At 64.4% G+C, this 19,775-nt stretch carries 10 protein-coding genes; 7 read left to right on the top strand and 3 right to left on the bottom strand.

Annotation, left to right across the window (positions count from 1 at the left end):
- The first annotated feature begins 197 nt into the window (after nt 1-197).
- Nucleotides 198-10,802, top strand: a complete 10,605-nt coding sequence (locus NPS29_RS06265) for an autotransporter-associated beta strand repeat-containing protein (RefSeq protein WP_274131386.1) — start codon at nt 198-200, stop codon at nt 10,800-10,802.
- Nucleotides 10,803-11,344: 542 nt separating this feature from the next.
- Here the strand turns inward: NPS29_RS06265 and fabB are convergent.
- The 3 genes from fabB to NPS29_RS06250 all read right to left on the bottom strand — a co-directional run bounded on the left by fabB (nt 11,345) and on the right by NPS29_RS06250 (nt 15,214).
- Nucleotides 11,345-12,565: a beta-ketoacyl-ACP synthase I gene (gene fabB / locus NPS29_RS06260; protein WP_274131385.1), complete on the bottom strand. Its 1,221-nt coding sequence runs from the start codon at nt 12,563-12,565 to the stop codon at nt 11,345-11,347.
- Between the two features lie 10 nt (nt 12,566-12,575).
- Nucleotides 12,576-13,091: a 3-hydroxyacyl-[acyl-carrier-protein] dehydratase FabA gene (gene fabA, locus NPS29_RS06255; RefSeq protein ID WP_274131384.1), complete on the bottom strand. Its 516-nt coding sequence runs from the start codon at nt 13,089-13,091 to the stop codon at nt 12,576-12,578.
- 197 nt (nt 13,092-13,288) lie between these two features.
- Nucleotides 13,289-15,214 (bottom strand): response regulator, encoded by a 1,926-nt coding sequence (locus NPS29_RS06250; RefSeq protein ID WP_274131383.1) that lies wholly within the window; start codon nt 15,212-15,214, stop codon nt 13,289-13,291.
- Nucleotides 15,215-15,497: 283 nt separating this feature from the next.
- On the opposite strand from NPS29_RS06250, the gene NPS29_RS06245 reads away from it, so the two are divergent.
- The 6 genes from NPS29_RS06245 to NPS29_RS06220 all read left to right on the top strand — a co-directional run bounded on the left by NPS29_RS06245 (nt 15,498) and on the right by NPS29_RS06220 (nt 19,755).
- A complete protein-coding gene (locus NPS29_RS06245; protein WP_274131382.1) occupies nt 15,498-16,523 on the top strand; it encodes an NAD(P)H-dependent glycerol-3-phosphate dehydrogenase in 1,026 nt (341 codons plus the stop codon).
- Nucleotides 16,524-16,544: 21 nt separating this feature from the next.
- Nucleotides 16,545-16,889, top strand: a complete 345-nt coding sequence (locus tag NPS29_RS06240; protein ID WP_274131381.1) for a DUF4389 domain-containing protein — start codon at nt 16,545-16,547, stop codon at nt 16,887-16,889.
- Nucleotides 16,886-17,344, top strand: coding sequence for a phosphohistidine phosphatase SixA (gene sixA / locus NPS29_RS06235; RefSeq protein ID WP_274131380.1), 459 nt, complete (start codon nt 16,886-16,888; stop codon nt 17,342-17,344). The genes NPS29_RS06240 and sixA overlap by 4 nt, the downstream gene beginning before the upstream one ends.
- 165 nt (nt 17,345-17,509) lie before the next feature.
- Nucleotides 17,510-17,953, top strand: coding sequence for a hotdog fold thioesterase (locus NPS29_RS06230; protein WP_274131379.1), 444 nt, complete (start codon nt 17,510-17,512; stop codon nt 17,951-17,953).
- Nucleotides 17,954-18,070: 117 nt separating this feature from the next.
- Entirely contained in the window at nt 18,071-18,904 is an 834-nt protein-coding gene (locus NPS29_RS06225; RefSeq protein WP_274131378.1) for an alpha/beta fold hydrolase, read from the top strand.
- The gene (locus NPS29_RS06220) at nt 18,901-19,755 is read left to right on the top strand and encodes an alpha/beta hydrolase (RefSeq protein WP_274131377.1); all 855 of its coding nucleotides are present in this window, start codon (nt 18,901-18,903) and stop codon (nt 19,753-19,755) included. The genes NPS29_RS06225 and NPS29_RS06220 overlap by 4 nt, the downstream gene beginning before the upstream one ends.
- Nucleotides 19,756-19,775: the final 20 nt, after the last annotated feature.

Below are 19,775 nucleotides of genomic sequence, written 5' to 3'. Positions count from 1 at the left end.
TACATACCTTTCTGCATGTCCATATCACCAAAGTATTAACACTATTTATTCAACGCCGTCCCGCCGCTTTGAACTAGCGTGTCTCTGAAATCTATCGGTTTTTGTCAGGACCGATACAGTCTTGATTCGCGTGTCGAACGAGATCGTCGTGTCGTACGCCCTTCAAGGATGATGTTCAGCCACGCAAGGAGTAGGACGTGGAATCACGGTTTGGCGTCGCCCCCGCTTGGAACATTTCCCCCCTTTCTCTCGCCGTAAAACTGAGCATTGCCGGACTGTTGTTCTGGGCACCGGTGCCCCAGGCCAACGCGACGTGCTCGGCGGCTGGCTCCACCATCACCTGCACCGGTGTGCCGACCCTGCCGCTGTTTCTAAATGACTACTCCAGCGCCACGAACGGCCTGACGGTCAACGTCAACTCCGGGGCGCAGATGAACGCGACCCTGGGCGGCAAGGTGCTCAACCTGACCGGGGTGAACATCACCCTCAACAACTCCGGCACCATCGACCCTGCCTTGCTGGGCCTGGTGTCCATATTGAGCGGCGGCGCGTTCATCGGCACCGGAGGCAGCAGTGTCGTCAATGTGCTCAACAACACCACAGGGATCATTCGTGGCACCGGCATGATGCTGGGCCTGAACCTCACCAGCATCGACGGCCTGGCGCTTGCGGTGAACAACGCCGCGTCCGGCACCACCACCGTCGCCAACAATGGCACCATCACCTCGACCGGTCTGTCGGTCGGCGGTATCACCCAGGCCGATACTCCCGTGGTCGGTATCTATGGCGGCTCGCAGGTCAACATGACCAACAGCGCCAGCGGGACGATCCTCGGCCGCGTGGCGTTCGAGACCTCGGCTGCGGGCAACACCTTCACCAACGCCGGCAACATCACCGGCAGTGTGTCCCTGGGGGTGGGCAGCACCAACACCTTCTACGGGATCACCGGTTCGAGCGTGAACGTCGGTGACGGCGTGCAAGTCACCACGGGCCTGGGTGGCCTGATCGGGGTCAACCTGACTTTCGCTCCCACCGGGACTGTCGATGGCGGTGCGGCCGGCAGCAACACGCTGATCCTGCAAAATCCCATCGGACTGGGTGGCGGGACCACCGGGACCGGCACGGCGTCCAGTGCCACCTACGTCAACTTCAACAACCTGACCCTCAACAGTGGTACCTGGACCTTGCAGGGGCCGCTGGTCAGCGGTTCGACAACGCTCAATGGCGGTGTGGCGCAGTTCAATGACAATGGCACCTTCGGCAGCGGCGTGCTGACCTCCAATGGCGGGATTCTCCAGGCCAGCAACGCCGGTTTGACCCTGGCCAACCAGATCAACCTTGGCGCGGGTGGCCTGACCCTGCAGGGTATCAACGGTACAACCCTCAACGGTGTGATTTCCGGCACCGGTGGCCTGACCAAGATCGGTAGCGGCCAGCTCAACCTCAATGGCATCAACACTTACTCCGGCAACACCACACTCAACGGTGGCGTGGTACTGGTGGGCAACAATCAGGCGTTCAGCAGCGGTGGCATCACCGTCGGCGGCTCTTCGAGCATTTCGGCGACGGCGCCGATTTCGCTGGCCAACGCGATCACGCTCAACAGCACCCTGACCGCGACCGGCACCGGTGCGTTGACCCTGGGGGGAGTAATCAGCGGCGCGGCCAACCTGACCAAGACCGGCAGCGGCAGCCTCACCCTCAACGGCATCAACAACTACACCGGGATCACCAGCCTCAGCGCCGGCACCCTGCGCGTGGGCAACAACAGCGCCCTGGGCACCGGGGTGCTCAACACCAGTAACGGCACCAGCCTGGACAGCACGGGCAACGTGACCCTGGCCAACAACGTGGGCATCACCGGCGCGCTCAACGTGCTGGGCAGCAATGCCCTGACCCTGGCCGGCATCGTCTCGGGCACCGGCGCGATCACCAAGAGCGGTGCTGCCAGCCTGACCCTGACCGGCAACAACACCAACAGCGGTACCACCGCGCTCAACGGCGGTAGCTTGTTCGTCGGCAGCAATACCGCGCTGGGCACGGGCGCATTGAACGCAGCGGCGGGTACCACGCTGGATGCGACCACGGCAGTCACGCTGGCCAACGCCGTTGCGCTGGCCGGAGGGCTGAGCCTCGGAGGGACCCAGGCGCTGGGCCTGAGCGGTGTCGTCAGCGGCGCCGGCAACCTGATCAAGAACGGCACCGCGAACCTGACCCTGAGCGGCAACAACACTTTCTCCGGCGGCACGACGCTGAATGCCGGGACGCTGATCGTCGGCTCCAACACCGCGCTGGGCACCGGTGCGCTGAACACCGCAGCGGGCACCAACCTGGACGCCAGCACCTCGGTATCGCTGGCCAACGCCGTCAACCTGGGCGGGAATCTCAACGTGGCCGGCAACGCCAACACGACCCTGGGCGGCGTCGTCAGTGGCAGCGGCGGGCTGACCAAGAACGGCGCCGCCAATCTGATTCTCAACGGTGCCAACACCTTCACAGGCGGCACCAACCTCAATGCCGGTACGCTGACCGTCGGCAACAGCGCGGCACTGGGCAGCGGCGATCTGAACGTCGTCAACGCGGCGACGCTGGACAGCAACACATCTGTCATCCTGAACAACAACGTTGCACTCAACGGCAACCTGGCCGTCGGTGGCAGCAACGGCCTGATCCTGGGCGGCGTGCTCAGCGGTACCAACCAGTTGATCAAGAACGGCACCGCCAACCTGACGCTCAACGGCGCCAACACCTTCACCGGCGGCACCGCCATCAATGCCGGGAGCCTGACCGTCGGCAATGGTGCAGCGCTGGGTTCCGGCACCCTCACCGTGGGCGGCGCGGGCGCCACGCTCAACAGCAGCGCCAACGTGACGCTGAACAACGCGATCGCGCTCAACTCCAACCTCACCGCTGGCGGGGCCAACCCCTTGACCCTGGGCGGCGTCATCAGTGGCGCCAGCAACCTGATCAAGACCGGCTCTTCGACACTGACCCTGACCGGCAACAACACCTACACCGGTGCCACGTCGCTGAATGCCGGAACACTGGTGGTCGGCTCCAACACAGCCCTGGGCACCGGCGTGCTCAACGCAGGCAACAACACCACGCTGGACGCCAGCACCGCGACCAGCCTTGCCAACAACGTCAACCTCGGCGGTAACGTCGCCATCGGCGGCAGCAACGCGCTGACCCTAGCCGGCGTGGTCTCCGGTGTCGGCGGCCTGACCAAAAACGGCCCCGCCGATCTGATTCTCAATGGCCCCAACACCTATTTCGGCAACACCGCGCTGAACGCCGGCAAACTGATCCTCGGCAGCAACACCGCGATCGGCAGCGGCGCGCTGAATGCAGCGGCCGGCACCACGCTGGACACCAATACCGCAGTCACCCTGGGCAATCAGGTCAACCTCGCCGGGGCGCTCAATGTGGACGGCAGCGCTGACCTGACCCTGAGCGGCACTGTCGCCGGTGCCGGCAGCCTGGTGAAGAACGGTGCGGCCAACCTGAACCTCAACGGCATCAATACCTACCTCGGCGGCACCACCCTGAACGCCGGGACCCTGACCGCCGGCAACAGTGCGGCGCTGGGCCTGGGAGCCTTGACCGTTGGCGGTGCGTCGACGCTGGACAGCAGTTCACCGCTGGTGAACCTCGGCAACTCGGTAGTGCTCAATGCGGCACTGAGCAACGGCGGCACCCAGGACCTGACCCTGGGCGGCGTCATCAGCGGCGCGGGCGAGCTGATCAAGAATGGTGCGGCCAACCTGACCCTCAACGGCACCAACACCTACAGCGGCGGCACCACCCTCAATGCGGGCACGCTGACCCTCGGTTCGGCTGCTGCATTGGGCAGCGGCGGGCTGAACGTCGGTGGCGCCTCGACGCTGGACAACAGCACCGCCATGAACGTCGGCAACAACATCACGCTCAATGCCGACCTGACGCTGGCAGGCAACAATGACCTGAACCTCAGTGGCGTGATCGATGGTGCAGCCGCCCTGAACAAGGACGGCTTCAGCGATCTGACACTCAGTGGCAACAACACTTTCACCGGTCCGCTGAATATCCAGTCCGGCAGCGTGACCACCCTGAGCAGCGGGGCGCTGGGCAACACGTCCGGTGCCAATATCAGCGCCGGTGCAGGCTTGAACCTGGGCAGCGATGCGAGCCTGGCGGCGCTCAGCGGCAGTGGTAGCGTGCAGATCGGCGGTGGCAACACCCTGTCAGTGGGCGGCGTGAGCACCACCAGCACCTTCGACGGCGACCTCGGTGGCAGCGGCGCGCTGACCAAGGTCGGCACCGGCACCCTGAACCTGACCGGCACCAATGGCATCACCGGCAACACCACCGTCAATGGCGGTACGCTGAACCTCACAGGTTCCCTGGCCAGCACCCAGCTCAATGTCAACAATGGCGGCACCCTCACGGGCACCGGTTCAGCGCTTGGTCTCATCACCATCAACAACGGCGGCCACCTGGCGTTGTCTTCGGGCAATACCTTGTCGGCCTCGTCGCTGGTGCTTGGCGCCAACAGCAACGTCGATGCGAGCCTCTCCACGCCATCCACCAGCTCGCTGATGAACGTCGGCGGCAACCTGACCCTGGACGGTAACCTCAACGTCACCGATGCCGGCGGGTTCGGTGTGGGTGTCTATCGCCTCTTCAACTATATTGGCGCACTGACTGACAACGGCCTGACCGTTGCTGGCGTGCCGGTGGGGTATAGCCTGGGCGACATGCTGGTGCAGACCCTCGGCAATCAGGTCAACCTGATCGTCTCGGCGCCGAACGCCACCCTGCGTTTCTGGGACGGCAGCCAGACCATTCCCAACGGCACAGTGGATGGCGGCAGCGGCACCTGGAATGCCGGCGGCACCAACTGGACCAATTCCAACGGCACGCTGAACCAGACCTGGGCGGATGACTTCGCAGTGTTCCAGGGCACGGCGGGTACAGTGACGGTCAATGGCACGCAGCTGTTCACCGGGATGCAGTTCCTCACCGATGGCTACAACCTGGTCAATGGCACGGCGGGGCTGCTGACCGCCGCCAACGGTACCGGCGGCACCACGGCGATGCGGGTCGATCCGGGCGTGACCGCCACCGTCGGCGTGGACATCGACGGCAGCGGTACTCTCAACAAACTCGACAGCGGCACCCTGGTGCTCAACGGCGCCAACAGCTACACAGGCGGCACCCAGCTGGACGGCGGCACCTTGGTGGTCGGCAGCAACACCGCACTGGGCACTGGTGCGCTGATCGCCAATGCCGGTACGCAACTGGACAGCAACACCGCCGTGACCCTGGCCAACGCTGCCACGCTGAACGGCAATCTCACCGTGCTCGGCAGCAATGCGCTGACCCTCAATGGTGTCATTTCCGGCACTGGCGGCTTGATCAAGAACGGTTCGGCCAGCCTGACTCTCGGTGGCAACAACGCCTTCCTCGGGCCGGTTGCACTGAACGCGGGCGGTCTGATTCTGGCGTCGAACAGTGCGCTGGGCTCGGCCACCCTGAACGCGGCGAACGGCACCACTCTGGACTCCAGCGCCAGCGTCAGTGCGGGCAACGCGATCAACCTGGCAGGCAACCTTGGCATCATCGGCAGCAACGATTTGACACTCAGCGGAGCCATCAACGGCGCCGGCAGCCTGACCAAGAACGGCGCGGCCAACCTGATCCTTAGCGGCGCCAACAACTTCCTGGGTGGCATCACCCTCAACGCCGGCTCGCTGACTGCGGGCAGCAACGGCGCGCTGGGCCTTGGCAACCTGACCGTGGCCGGCGCCTCGGCGCTGGACAGCAACACTTCGGTGTCGCTGGGCAACAACGTGGTGCTCAACGCCAATCTGACCAACACCGGCAACAGCGACGTGGCCCTCAGCGGCGTGGTCAGCGGCAGCGGCGCACTGATCAAGAACGGCGCGTCCAACCTGACCCTCAACGGCATCAACACCTACTCCGGCGGCACCACCCTGAATGCCGGCACCCTGACCCTCGGCACCTCTGCGGGCCTGGGCTCCGGCGCGCTGACCGTGGCTGGCAGCTCGACCCTGGACACCACCGCGCCGCTGGTGCTGGCCAATGACCTCGACATCAATGCCAACCTGAGCGTAGCCGGCAACAACAACCTGACTCTGGGCGGCGTGATCGGCGGGGCAGGCACGCTGACCAAAAACGGTCTGGCCGACCTGACGCTGAGCGGCAACAACACCTTCAGCGGCACCTTCGACGTGCAGTCCGGTAGCCTCACCACCCTGGGCAACTCGGCGCTGGGCAACGACGCCGGGGTCAATCTCGGCAATGCCGCGACTCTCAACCTCGGCGGCTCGGGCAGCCTCGCCAGCCTCACCGGCAGCGGCACCGCGCTGATCGGCGGCGGCAACATCCTGAGTATCGGTGGCAACGGTGCGAGCAGCATTTTCGACGGTGTGCTCACCGGCACCGGCGAATTGAACAAGCTCGGCACTGGTACTCTGACCCTGACGGGCATCAACAGCCTGACCGGCAACACCACGGTCAACGGCGGCACCTTGAGCGTCAACGGATCGCTGGACAGCGCCAGCGTGCTGGTCAACAGCGGTGGCACCCTGGCCGGCAGCGGTTCGCTGGGCGGGGCAGTGACCGTGGCCGATGGCGGTCATCTGGCGGGCGTCACAGGCAGCACCCTGTCGGTGAACTCGCTGGTCTTCAACGGCAACTCGATCTTTGATGTCGGCCTCGGCGCCCCGGTTTCCGGTGGCGGCAACGCGCTGGTGAATGTCGGCGGCGACCTGACCCTGGACGGCACACTCAATGTCAGTGACATCGGCGGCTTCGGCAGTGGTGTGTACCGCCTGATCAACTACACGGGCGGTCTGACCGACAACGGCATGCTGATCGGCGCCGTACCCGGCAGCGTCACTCCGGGAGACCTGAGCCTGCAGACCGCGCTGGCCAACCAGATCAATCTGCTGGTCACTGCGCCAGGTGTCACCGTGCAGTTCTGGGACGGCAGCCAACTGGCCGCCAACGGCTCGGTGGACGGCGGCAACGGCACCTGGGCCACTGGCAGTGCCAACTGGACCGACGTCAACGGCACCTTCAACCAGGCCTGGACCGGCAACTTCGCGGTGTTCCAGGGCACTGCGGGCACCGTGACCGTCGATGGCGCGCAGACCATCACCGGCATGCAGTTCGTCACCGACGGCTACAGCCTGCAGGACGGCACCGCGGGGTCGCTGAACCTGGTCAACGGTTCCTTGGGCAATGCTTCGGTGCGCGTCGATCCAGGCGCCACCGCGACCGTCGGTGTTGCGCTCAACGGCGCAGGTACTTTGGGCAAGTACGACAGCGGCACCCTGGTACTCGACGCTGCCAACGGTTACTCCGGAGGCACCGCACTCAATGGCGGCAAGATCGTCGTGGGCAATGACGCGGCACTGGGTACCGGTGTGCTGACCGCAGCCGACGGCACCGCCCTGGACAGCAATCGCGCCATCAGCCTGGCCAACGACGTGGTGCTCGATGGCGGCCTCACCGTCGCCGGCTCCAATGCCCTGACCCTGGGCGGCGTGGTCAGCGGCAGCGGCAGCCTGATCAAGGCCGGCGCCTCGACGCTGACCCTCAACGGCAACAACACCTACAGCGGCGGCACCCGTCTGGGCGGCGGCACCTTGCTGCTGGGCAACAACAGCGCCCTGGGCAGCGGCGCAGTGAGCGTGCTGGCCGACTCGAGCCTGGACAGCACCTCGGCCCTGCAACTGGCCAACGCCATCAACCTGGGCGCGCAACTGACCCTGGCCGGGAACCAGAGCACCACGCTGATCGGCGCTGTCACCGGTACCGGCAGCCTGGTGAAAAATGGCAGCGGCGAGCTGTTGCTCAGCGGTGCCAACACCTACAGCGGCGGCACCACGCTCAACGGCGGTACGACTCGCGGCGACACCAGCAGCCTGCAAGGCGCCATCGTCAACAACGCGGCCTTGACCTTCGAACAGAACGCGGACGGCACCTATTCGGGCAATCTCACCGGTACCGGTACGCTGAACAAGACCGGCACCGGCCAACTGCTCCTGACCGGCAACAACAGCTTCACCGGCGACACCTCGGTGCAGGCCGGTACCCTGACCGTCAACGGTGTGCTGGACAGCGCCAGCATCAACGTCGCCAGTGGCGCGAAGATCGGCGGCAGCGGTCAGTTTGGCGGGACGCTGCAACTGGCTGACGGCGCGACGCTTGCGGGCGGTGGCAGTGCATCGCCGCTGTCGGTGGGCTCGCTTGCGTTGTCCTCGGGCACCAACCTGGACTTCAGCCTGGGTTCGGCCGCCAGTTCCACCACGGTGGTCAACGTGGCCGGCGACCTGACCCTGGACGGCACGCTGAACATCAGCAATGCCGGCGGCTTCGGCGCCGGGGTGTACCAGCTGTTCAGCTACGGTGGCAACCTGACCGACAACGGCCTGGTGTACGGCAGCCTGCCGGTTTCGGCAGCCAGCCTGACCCTGCAAACCGCCATCGCCAATCAGGTCAACCTGCTGGTGCAAGGCTCGCCAGGCGAGGTGCAGTTCTGGAACGGCGGCACCACCAATCCTGACGGCAGCATCGGCGGCGGCGATGGCGTGTGGGGCCCAGCCACCAACTGGACCGATTCGACCGGTACCCAGGCCCTGGCATCGAATGGGCAGTTCGCGGTGTTTGGCGGTCGGGCCGGTACGGTCACCGTGCTTGGCAACCGACGTTTCACCGGGCTGCAATTTCTCGCCAGCGGCTACAACCTGACTGCGGGCACCGATGGCAGCCTGACCCCCGTCAACGGCGACGACGGCAGCCTGGCGCCGGTGCGGGTCAATGCCGGCGGCACTGCGCAGATTTCCGTAGCGCTGGTGGGCGAGGGCGGCATCGAGAAAATGGATTCCGGCACCTTGATCCTCAGCGGCGCCAACACCTACAGCGGTGGCACCATCGTCAGCGGCGGTACCTTGATCGGCGATACCACCAGCCTGCAAGGCGACATCACCAACGACGCGCAACTGGTGTTCCAGCAAAACGCCGACGGGCAGTTCAACGGCGCACTCAGCGGCACCGGGCAGCTGTTCAAACGAGGTTTCGCGCGGCTTCTGCTGACGGGCAACCAGTCGTTCAGTGGACCGTTGTCGCTGGATCAAGGGGTGCTGCAGGTCGGCAATCGCGAGGCGCCAGCATCGCTGGGCGCTGAAGTGACGGTCGCCAGTGGTGCCGGCCTCAGCGGTAACGGCAGCGTCGGCGGGGTGATCAACAAGGGCGTGGTCGCGTCCGGCGGGACGGACGGAACCTTGAGCGTGGCCGGCAACCTGACCAACACCTCAAGCGGGATCCTGGACCTGACCGCCGTTGCCCCAACCACCACGGTAGAAGCGGCGCCTGTCGCCAGGTTCGCAAGCCTGGCCAGAAGCAGGGTGCTGGCCCTGGCCGTCGCGCCAGCGACCGGCACTTCCCTGGTGGTGAACGGCACGGCCAACCTGGGCGGCGGCTTGCGCGTCACGGGCATCACGCCGTTCACCGGCGACACCACCTACTCGCTGATCACCGCCAGCGGCGGGGTGGTCGGCACCTTCAGCAGCACCGACCTGCCGCAGTACGCGTTCCTGAATACCTTGCTCGCCTACAACCCGGATTCGGTGACCCTGGCGGTCAGCCGTAACAGCAATGCATTCGCCGACGTGGCGGTCACCCGCAACCAGCGCAACACCGCTTCGGCGCTGGCGGCCAACGGTGCGGCCGGGGCTGCGTTGCAGAATGAAATCGTCAACTTCACGGTGGACAGTGCGCGCAATGCCTTCGACAGCCTGTCCGGAGAGATCCACGCCAGCACCGCCAGCGCGATCCTCGAAGATTCGGGTCACGTGCGTAACGCTGTCAATGACAGGATGCGCCAGCCCTCATGTGGCGCAGCCGGTGATCCACGCCTGGCGCTGGCGCCGAGCGACAACCAGCTGAGCAGCAATGGCTGCCACGGCGAAATGGTCGGTTGGGCCCGTGCACTCGGCGCCTGGGGGAAATCGGATGGCAACAGCAACACGGCCAGCCTGGATCGCAACCTGAGCGGCTTCATGCTCGGTACCGACAAGCAGCTCGATGACGCCTGGCGCGTGGGCATGGCAGCCGGGTACACCCGCAGCGACCTGGATGCCCATGACCGTCGTTCCGATGCGACGGTGGAAAGCTACCATGTGGCGGCGTACCTCAACTCGCAGTTCGATGCCCTGGCGGTGCGCCTGGGTACGGCGTACAGCTGGCATGACATCGAGACCAAGCGCGATGTCAGCGTCGGCAACTACAATGATCGCCTCAAGGCCGACTATGACGCACGCACCGCTCAGGTCTTCGGTGAAGTGGGCTACACCCTTGAAGCGGCAGGTGTTGCACTCGAGCCGTTCGCCGGGCTGGCCTACGTCAACTACGACTCAGACAAAGCAAAGGAAAAGGGTGGGGTAGGGCGCCTGACGGCCGAAGCTGACCAGGACATCACCTTCTCGACCCTCGGCCTGCGGGCTGGCAAGGTGATTACCCTGAACAACGGCGGCCAGTTCACCCCGCGCGCGGCCATCGGCTGGCGGCATGCGTTTGGTGACACCAAGCCCGACGCAGACCTGACCTTCATCGACGGCGGCGGCTCGTTCAAGACCCAAGGCGTGCCGATCGCCAAGGACAGCGCCATCGTCGAGGCCGGCGTGGACTTCCAGATCAGCCCGACCGGCAAACTGGGGATTGGCTACTCGGGGCAACTGTCGAACGAAGCCAAGGACCACGCCATGACCGTGAGTTTCAGCCTCGGGTTCTGATGCGCACCGAAAGACAAAAAACGCCCGAAAGGGCGTTTTTTCATGCCGCAGGTCCTACGGCGCTCCCCCGTCACCCGTAGCAGTCCGGCTTGCCGGCGTCCGCGCCCTCAAGCCCGCCCCCGCCGGCAAGCCGTGCTGCTACGGGTTTAATGCGAACCTGTGACTATTGCCGGGCTCAGAACTGTGGGAGCGGGCTCGCCCGCGAAGGCGTTGTGGCAACCACCATCGAACTGTCAGGCCTGCCGTCTTCGCGGGCGAGCCCGCTCCCACAGGTTACAGGTCCAGTCCCGGGATTTTGTGATCATTCCGATCCCGTAGCAGTCCGGCTTGCCGGCGTCCTCGCCCTCAAGCTCGCCCCGCCGGCAAGCCGTGCTGCTACGGTACCGAGGGGTGCCGAAAACCGGTGACCGCCCCGAATCCCGTAGCAGCCGGGCTTGCCCGCGGGGAGGCCCGCGCGTTCACCGCCGCCATCAGATCGTGCCGCGACAGGCATAAAAAAAGCGCCCCGAAGGGCGCTTTCCTGGATGCTGCGAAAGACCGTATTACTTGCCGGTCCAGCGCTTCATCACCAGCGTGGCGTTGGTGCCGCCGAAGCCGAAGCTGTTGCTCATGACCAGGTTGATCTCGGCGTTTTCGCGAGTCTTGGTCAGGATCGGCAGATCAGCCACCGCAGGGTCCAGTTCGTCGATGTTCGCCGAACCTGCCATGAAGTTGCCTTCCATCATCAGCATGCAGTAGATCGCTTCGTGAACGCCGGCGGCGCCCAGGGAGTGACCCGACAGGCTCTTGGTGGAGCTGATGGCCGGAGCGTCGGTGCCGAACACTTCACGCACGCCTTTCATTTCCGCGACGTCGCCGACCGGGGTCGAGGTGCCGTGGGTGTTCAGGTAGTCGATCTTGCCGTCAACGGTGGACAGCGCCTGCTGCATGCAGCGGATCGCGCCTTCGCCGCTCGGGGCGACCATGTCGTAGCCGTCGGAGGTGGCGCCGTAGCCCACCAGTTCGGCGTAGATCTTCGCGCCGCGAGCCAGAGCGTGTTCCAGCTCCTCGACCACGACCATGCCGCCACCGCCGGCGATGACGAAGCCGTCACGGTCGGCGTCATACGCACGGGAAGCCTGCTCAGGGGTTTCGTTACGCTTGCTGGACAGTGCGCCCATGGCGTCGAACAGGAACGACTGGCTCCAGTGCTCTTCTTCACCGCCGCCGGCGAACACGATGTCCTGCTTGCCCATCTGGATCTGTTCCATGGCGGTACCGATGCAGTGAGCACTGGTGGCGCAGGCAGAGGCGATGGAGTAGTTCAGGCCCTTGATCTTGAATGGCGTCGCCAGGCAAGCCGAGACGGTGCTGCTCATGGTGCGGGTCACGCGGTACGGACCTACACGCTTGACGCCTTTTTCGCGCAGGATGTCCAGCGCTTCCATCTGGTTCAGGGTCGACGCGCCGCCGGAACCTGCGATCAGTCCGGTACGCGGGTTGGACACCTGCTCTTCGGTCAGGCCCGAGTCCTTGACCGCGTCCTGCATGGCCAGGTAGGCGTAGGCAGCAGCGTGGCCGACGAAACGGTAGATCTTGCGGTCGATCAGCTCTTCGAGGTTCAGGTCGATGGAGCCGGAAACCTGGCTGCGCAGACCCATTTCGGCATATTCCGGGTTGAATCGGATGCCAGGGCGGCTTGCACGCAGATTGGCGGAAACGGTGTCTTTGTCATTGCCCAAGCAGGAAACAATGCCCAGACCAGTGATAACGACGCGGCGCATGCGAATACCCTTAGAAATTGTCAGTGGAGGTGAACACGCCGACCCGGAGGCCTTCGGCGGTGTAGATTTCGCGGCCGTCCACGGTCACCGAACCGTCGGCGATGGCCAGGTTCAGCTTGCCCTTGAGGACGCGCTTGATTTGAATGTTGTAGGTGACCTTCTTGGCGGTCGGCAGGACCTGGCCGAAGAATTTCACTTCGCCCGAACCCAGCGCACGGCCGCGGCCCGGCAGGCCTTGCCAGCCCAGGAAGAAACCGACCAGTTGCCACATGGCATCCAGGCCCAGGCAGCCCGGCATGACCGGATCGCCTTCGAAATGGCAGCCGAAGAACCACAGGTCGGGAGTGATATCCAGTTCGGCGACCAATTCACCTTTGCCGTACTTGCCGCCTTCTTCGCTGATGTGAGTGATCCGGTCGATCATCAGCATGTTGGGGGCGGGCAGTTGCGCGTTACCTGGGCCGAACAGCTCGCCGCGGCTGCAGCGCAACAGATCTTCCCGGGTAAAGGCGTTTTGTTTGGTCATGCGAGCTCCTCGATAATCCTGTGCGGCATACGTACATCTGACCAGCGGGTCATCCCTCGGCTGGCAGCCTACTCATAGACTATTGCGTTGTAATGAAAGTCACAGCACAGGTGAAATGAATGCACACCTGTGCACTGAAATTGTCCGTTCGCACGCATCTGCGGATCGATCACGGCACACAAGACTGCCGCAATTTATCATTTATCGCCAGTCGCAGATGGCTTAAAGGTCAGCCAGCGTTGCAAAACCTGCGCAAGATCAGCTCGTTTGAAGGGTTTGGCCAGGTAGTCGTTCATGCCCGCCTGCAGGCAAATCTCCCGGTCTCCGTGCCGCGCATTGGCGGTCAGCGCCACGATGGGCAGGGTGTCCAGGCCCGGGAGCTGACGGATCCGGCGGGTCGCTTCATAGCCGTCCATGACCGGCAGGCGGCAGTCCATCAGCACCAGTGCGAATTTTTCCTTGCTGGCCATGCTGACCGCTTCGGCGCCATCGCCGGCCATGCTGACCTGCAATCCGAGGCTGCGCAGCATGGCGTCCACCACCGTGCGGTTGACCGGGTTGTCCTCTACCAGCAGCACACAGCCTTCGCGCTCCTGTGGCAATTCGCCCACCGCGCCGGGGGCCGGTTGGGGATCTTCCTGCTGGACCACCTGCAACGGAATTTCCAGTGTGAACACCGAACCCAGGCCTTCGCTGCTCTGGGCCATGAGCGTGCCGCCCATGCGCTCGGCCAGGTTGCGGGCGATCGGCAGGCCAAGGCCAGTGCCCCCGTAACGTCTTGAAATGGAATTGTCGGCCTGCTGAAACGCATCGAACATCGATTCCACCAGATCCGGCGAGATGCCGATGCCGCTGTCACGCACCGCGCAAGTGAACAGGATCTGCTGGGCGTCGGTGTGCTGCCAGGTGGTTTCCACGCACACGCTGCCAAATTCGGTGAACTTGAGGGCATTGCCTATCAGGTTGACCAGGATCTGCCGAATCCGTGTCGGGTCGCCCTTGACCCGCAGAGAATCCAGCCCCGGCGACAGATCGACTTCCAGTGCCAGACCCCGCTGTTGGGCGTTGTGGGCAAAAGCCTGCACCGAGGTGGAAATCAACTCTGCCAGGTTGAAGGAAATGTTCTCCAACTCCATGGCGTCGCGTTCGAAGCGGGAAAAGTCGAGGATGTCGTTGATGACCCGCAGCAGATGCCCGGTGGACTCACTGGCCAGCGCAGCGTATTCGGCCTGCTCTTCGGTCATGCGGGTGGTTTCCAGCAATTGCAGCATGCCCAGCACGCCATTCATCGGCGTACGCAATTCGTGGCTCATCATCGCCAGGAATTCGGACTTGGCACTGTTGGCGCGCTCGGCTTCTTCCCGGGTGCGGATCAGCTCGTCCATGGCCTTTTTCTGCTCGCGGCTGGCTTTCTCCAGGCCCAGCGCCAGGTTGTTGATGTGGCGGGCCAGATCGCCCAGTTCCGCATCGTCGGCCACCGGCAGCGGAACGGTGTAGTCGCCGTGCTGGATGGCTTTGACTGCATCGCTCATGGCGCTGATCGGCTGCGACAGGCTCAGGGACAGGCGCCGCGCGAGAATATAGGTAAACAGCAGGGCGAAGAGGGCGAGGATGCCGGCCTTGAGCAGGATTTCCTGCTCGCGCAGGTTGAAGGCTTCACTGGACATGCCCACCAGCACCCGACCCAGGTAGTCCTCGACCGGCACGCTGGTGAAATCGTCGATGTCATTCAGCGGTCCGTCCTTGGGGCTGACCTGCTGCAGGCGGATCGGTGCCTGGAACACCTCGATCTGCCGCGCATGGCCGGCCTCGACGGGCTGCTCGACATGCACCAGCACGCTGCCGTTGCTGTCCTGGACTTCGAGAAAACGCACGTGGGGCGTGCTCATGGTGGCTTTCATCAGCCGTTCGAGCACGTCATCGTTGCCGACGATCACCCCGTATTCCGAGGCCGGGGCCAACTGGTTGGCGATCAACTGGCCGGTGTGGGTCAGCTCCTGGCGCAGATCCTGGATGCGCACCACGGTAAAGAAACTGATCAGCAGCAGGGTCAGCAGCAAGGCGGGGCCAAGGCTGAGGATCTGCGTGCGAGTGCTGATATTCCAGCCCCGTTGTGCCGTCATGCCAGGATCCCGGTCGTCATGGGTGCTTGATTCGCCATCGTGGGTGCAAGGTCGGTCTCATCGAACGGAATTTCATCGGCGCGCGTGCTAAAGATAGCGCATCAGAGGCATCGCGGAATTTTCATCCGGGGCGCGCATCTTAACCGAGTTGTCAGGCATTTCCTTGTGAAAGGTAGGGTTTGGCTTATATGTATCCACGGCCGTGTTTTGCCGCTGGTGGCGAGCACGGCGCTCCGTATAATGCTGCCATCGCCAGTTCTGATGGCTCTAGATGGATTGTTTTATGACCCAACAGCAACCGATCGCAGTTCTGGGTGGCGGCAGCTTCGGAACGGCAGTGGCGAACCTGCTGGCCGGCAATGGCCACCGCGTGCTGCAGTGGATGCGCGATCCCGAGCAGGCCGAGGCGATTCGCGTCAACCGTGAAAACCCGCGTTACCTCAAGGGCATCAAGGTGCTCGACGGGGTGGAGCCGGTGACGGACCTGCAACAGGCCCTGAGCGCCAGCCAACTGGTGTTCGTCGCCTTGCCTTCCAGCGCCCTGCGCGGCGTGCTGACGCCCCATGTCGAACTGCTCACCGGCAAGATGCTGGTCAGCCTGACCAAGGGCATCGAGGCGCAGACCTTCAAGCTCATGAGCGAGATCCTCCAGGACATCGCGCCCAAGGCCCGCATCGGCGTGTTGTCGGGGCCCAACCTCGCCCGCGAGATCGCCGAACATGCGCTGACGGCCACCGTGGTCGCCAGTGAAGACGAAGAACTGTGCCAGCAGGTGCAGGCCGTGCTGCATGGCCGCACCTTCCGCGTGTACGCCAGTGCCGACCGTTTTGGCGTGGAGCTGGGCGGCGCGCTGAAAAACGTCTATGCGATCATCTCCGGCATGGCGGTCGCGCTGGGCATGGGCGAGAACACCAAGAGCATGCTGATCACCCGGGCACTGGCTGAAATGACCCGCTTTGCGGTGAGTCAGGGCGCCAACCCGATGACCTTCCTGGGGCTGGCCGGCGTCGGCGACCTGATCGTGACCTGCTCCTCGCCCAAGAGCCGCAACTACCAGGTCGGTTTTGCCCTGGGTCAGGGCCTGAGCCTGGACGAGGCCGTGACCCGCCTGGGCGAGGTCGCCGAGGGCGTCAACACCCTCAAGGTGCTCAAGGCCCGCGCGCAGGAAGCGCAGGTCTACATGCCGCTGGTGGCCGGTCTGCATGCCATCCTGTTCGAAGGGCGTACGCTGGAACAGGTCATCGAGCTGCTGATGCGCGCCGAGCCCAAGACCGACGTCGACTTCATTTCCACCAGCGATTTCAACTGATTCCTTGTCCGGGAGAAACACTTGAACGAGTCCAAAATCAAGCAACACGAATCGATCCTGCTGCGCGTCCTCTGGATGCTGGTGTTTCTGGTGGTCTGGCACGTCGCAGAGATCGTCCTGGCCGTCGTGGTGCTGGTGCAGCTTGCCTATCGCCTGTTCTATGGCGCGCCAAGCCTGAGCCTGCTGTCGTTTGGTGACAGCCTGAGCCAGTTCCTGGCGCAGATCGGCCGTTTCGGCACCTTCCATACCGACCAGAAGCCCTGGCCGTTCGCTGACTGGCCAGCGCCACGCCCACCGGAAGGCGAGGCGCCGCACAAGGTGCCTGCCGCCGCACACCCGGTGCGCGACGAGGAACCCAAGCTATGAAATTGTGGATTCTGCGTCACGGCGAAGCCCAGTACCGGGCGCGCACCGACGCCGAACGGGAACTGACCGCCACCGGCCGGGAAGAGGTGCTCGCAAGCGCCGCGCACCTGTTGGGCCAGCCGCTGCGCTTCATCCTCGCCAGCCCCTACGTGCGTGCGCAGCAGACGGCGGAGCTGGTGCGCCAGGCGCTGGGTTTCGCCGAATCGGTGGTGACCGTGCCCTGGCTGACCCCGGACAGCGACCCGCGCAAGGTGCTGGACAACCTGGATCTGTATGCCGCGGATGAAGTGCTGCTGGTCAGCCATCAGCCCCTTGTAGGCACGCTGATCGGCCTGGCGGTGCACGGCAACCTGCAACAGGCCCAGGCCATGCACACCGCAAGCCTTGCCGAACTCGAGGCGGACTTCCCGCTGGCGGGGGCGATGAACCTGGTGAGCGTTCGGCATCCTGCATAGATCCCGACACGCCCCGCCCCTGTAGGAGTGAGCTTGCTCTGGGCCGCATTCGGACGATGGCGTCATGTCTGTGCCAACTGCGGTGACTGCCACAACGCATCGCGAGCAAGCTCACTCCTACAGGAGCGCGTGGGCCAGCCTGATACACAACAACAAGGAAAAATCATGAGTCTATGGCGCGACACACCCAACCTCGAAGCCCTCAATGCCATGCAGAAAAACACCATCGGTGAGCTGCTGGACATCCGCTTCGAAGCCTTCGACGACAACTCGCTGACCGCCAGCATGGCCGTCGATCATCGTACCCATCAGCCCTACGGCCTGTTGCACGGCGGTGCGTCGGTGGTGCTGGCGGAAACCGTGGGTTCCAGCGCCAGTTACCTGGCCATCGACACCAGCAAGTACTTCTGCGTGGGCATCGAGGTCAACGCCAACCATCTGCGTGGTCTGCGCAGCGGGCGGGTGACGGCGGTGGCGCATCCGGTGCATATCGGCCGCACGACCCACGTCTGGGACATCCGCCTGACCAGCGACGACGGCAAGGCCAGTTGCATCTCGCGCCTGACCGTTGCCGTCGTGCCCCACGGCGAGCAGCCTCCGGCGCGCTGAGCCACGCTTGGCTCGCATGACCGGAGTGTCATCCCCGATGGCAGTTCCGGTCATTGCCGCTGCTGCGGGCCGGTGCGCACAATTGAGTCCTGATCGAGGTTCACTGGACACGCCTGCATGACCCAACCGGTTTTTTTCGCCCACGCCAACGGCTTTCCTTCGGCGACCTATGGCAAGTTGTTCGCCGCGCTGGGTGACGAGTACGAAATCGTCCATCTGGGCCAGCACGCCCATGACCCGCGTTTTCCGGTCACCGACAACTGGCCCAACCTGGTTGACGAGCTGATCCACCATCTGTCGCAGCAGCCGCAACCGGTCTGGGGTGTGGGGCATTCCCTGGGTGGCGTGCTGCATTACCACGCAGCCTTGCGCCATCCCGAGTTGTACCGAGGTGTGGTCATGCTCGATTCGCCAGTGCTCACCCGCTTTGACCAGTGGATGATTCGCGCGGCCAAACGTTTCGGTTTCATCGACCGCATCACGCCAGCGGGCCGCACTCTGGGGCGGCGCGAAGTATTCAGCGACCTGAGCGCTGCCCGGCAGTATTTCTCCGGCAAGAACCTGTTCCGTCGCTTCGACCCCGAGTGCTTCGAAGCCTATCTGTTGCACGGCCTGCAGCCCGATGGCGAACAGTTGCGCCTGCGCTTCGACCCGGCCACCGAAATCAGCATCTACCGCAGCGTGCCCCACACCAGCCCCGGCATGGCCCGGCATCTGCGGGTGCCGCTGGCGATGGTGCGCGGCGAGCACAGTGATGTGGTGCGGCGCCATCACGCGATGTCGGTGAAAAGCATGCGCGAAGGCGAGTATCTTTCGGTACCGGGCGGGCACATGTTCCCGCTTGAACACCCGGAGGATACCGCGCAGATGCTCAAGAACCTGTTTTCCCGCTGGTCCGACAGATCGCTGCACGCCAGCAACCCGCAGGGCAGCCAGCGAGCCCGCGCATGAGCTGTTCGGTCGAAGAGATACGCCTGAGCCTGCCGCATATCGAACTGGCGGCGCACCTGTTCGGCCCGCAGGACGGCCTGCCGGTAATTGCCCTGCATGGCTGGCTGGACAACGCCAACAGCTTCGCTCGCCTGGCGCCCCGGCTCAAGGGCCTGCGCATCCTGGCGCTGGACATGGCCGGGCATGGGCATTCCGATCACCGCCCACCGGGCGCCGGTTACGGCTTGCCCGACTACGCCCATGACGTGCTGCAGGTGGCGCAGCAGATGGGTTGGGAGAAGTTTTCCCTGCTGGGGCATTCGCTGGGGGCCATCGTGTCGGTGATCCTGGCGGGCGCCGTGCCGGAGCGGGTCAACCGCCTGGCGCTGATCGACGGGCTGATCCCGCCCCTTGGCGAGCCGGAAGCGGCGGCGGAGCGAATGGGTGCTGCCTTGCAGGCGCAACTCAATCAGTTCAACAAGCGCAAGCCGGTGTATCAGGACATGGACCGCGCCGTGGAGGCGCGCATGCGCGGCATGGTCGCGGTCAGTCGCGAAGCGGCCGAGCTGTTGGCCCAACGCGGCCTGATGCCGGTCCCCGGCGGCTACACCTGGCGCAGCGACAGCCGCCTGACCCTGGCCTCGCCGACCCGGCTGACCCGCGCCCAGGCGATGTCGTTCGTCAATGCGGTGCGCTGTCCGGCGCATCTGGTGGTGGCCGAGGAGGGCATGCTGGCACAGAACAAGGAGCTGCTGGCCAGCGTGCCGTTTGCCGTCAGCGTCTTGCCTGGCGGCCACCATTTGCACCTGAACGACGAGGCCGGTACACACGCTGTTGCAGACTGTTTCAATCGGTTCTTCGCCGTTTCTTGACTTGCGCGGCGCAACTGCCG

The sequence above is a fragment of the Pseudomonas putida genome (genome assembly GCF_028682175.1).
Taxonomy (GTDB): domain Bacteria; phylum Pseudomonadota; class Gammaproteobacteria; order Pseudomonadales; family Pseudomonadaceae; genus Aquipseudomonas; species Aquipseudomonas putida_AD.
Note: the sequence above shows the minus strand (reverse complement) of the source record. Positions and strands in the feature narration are given on the sequence as shown.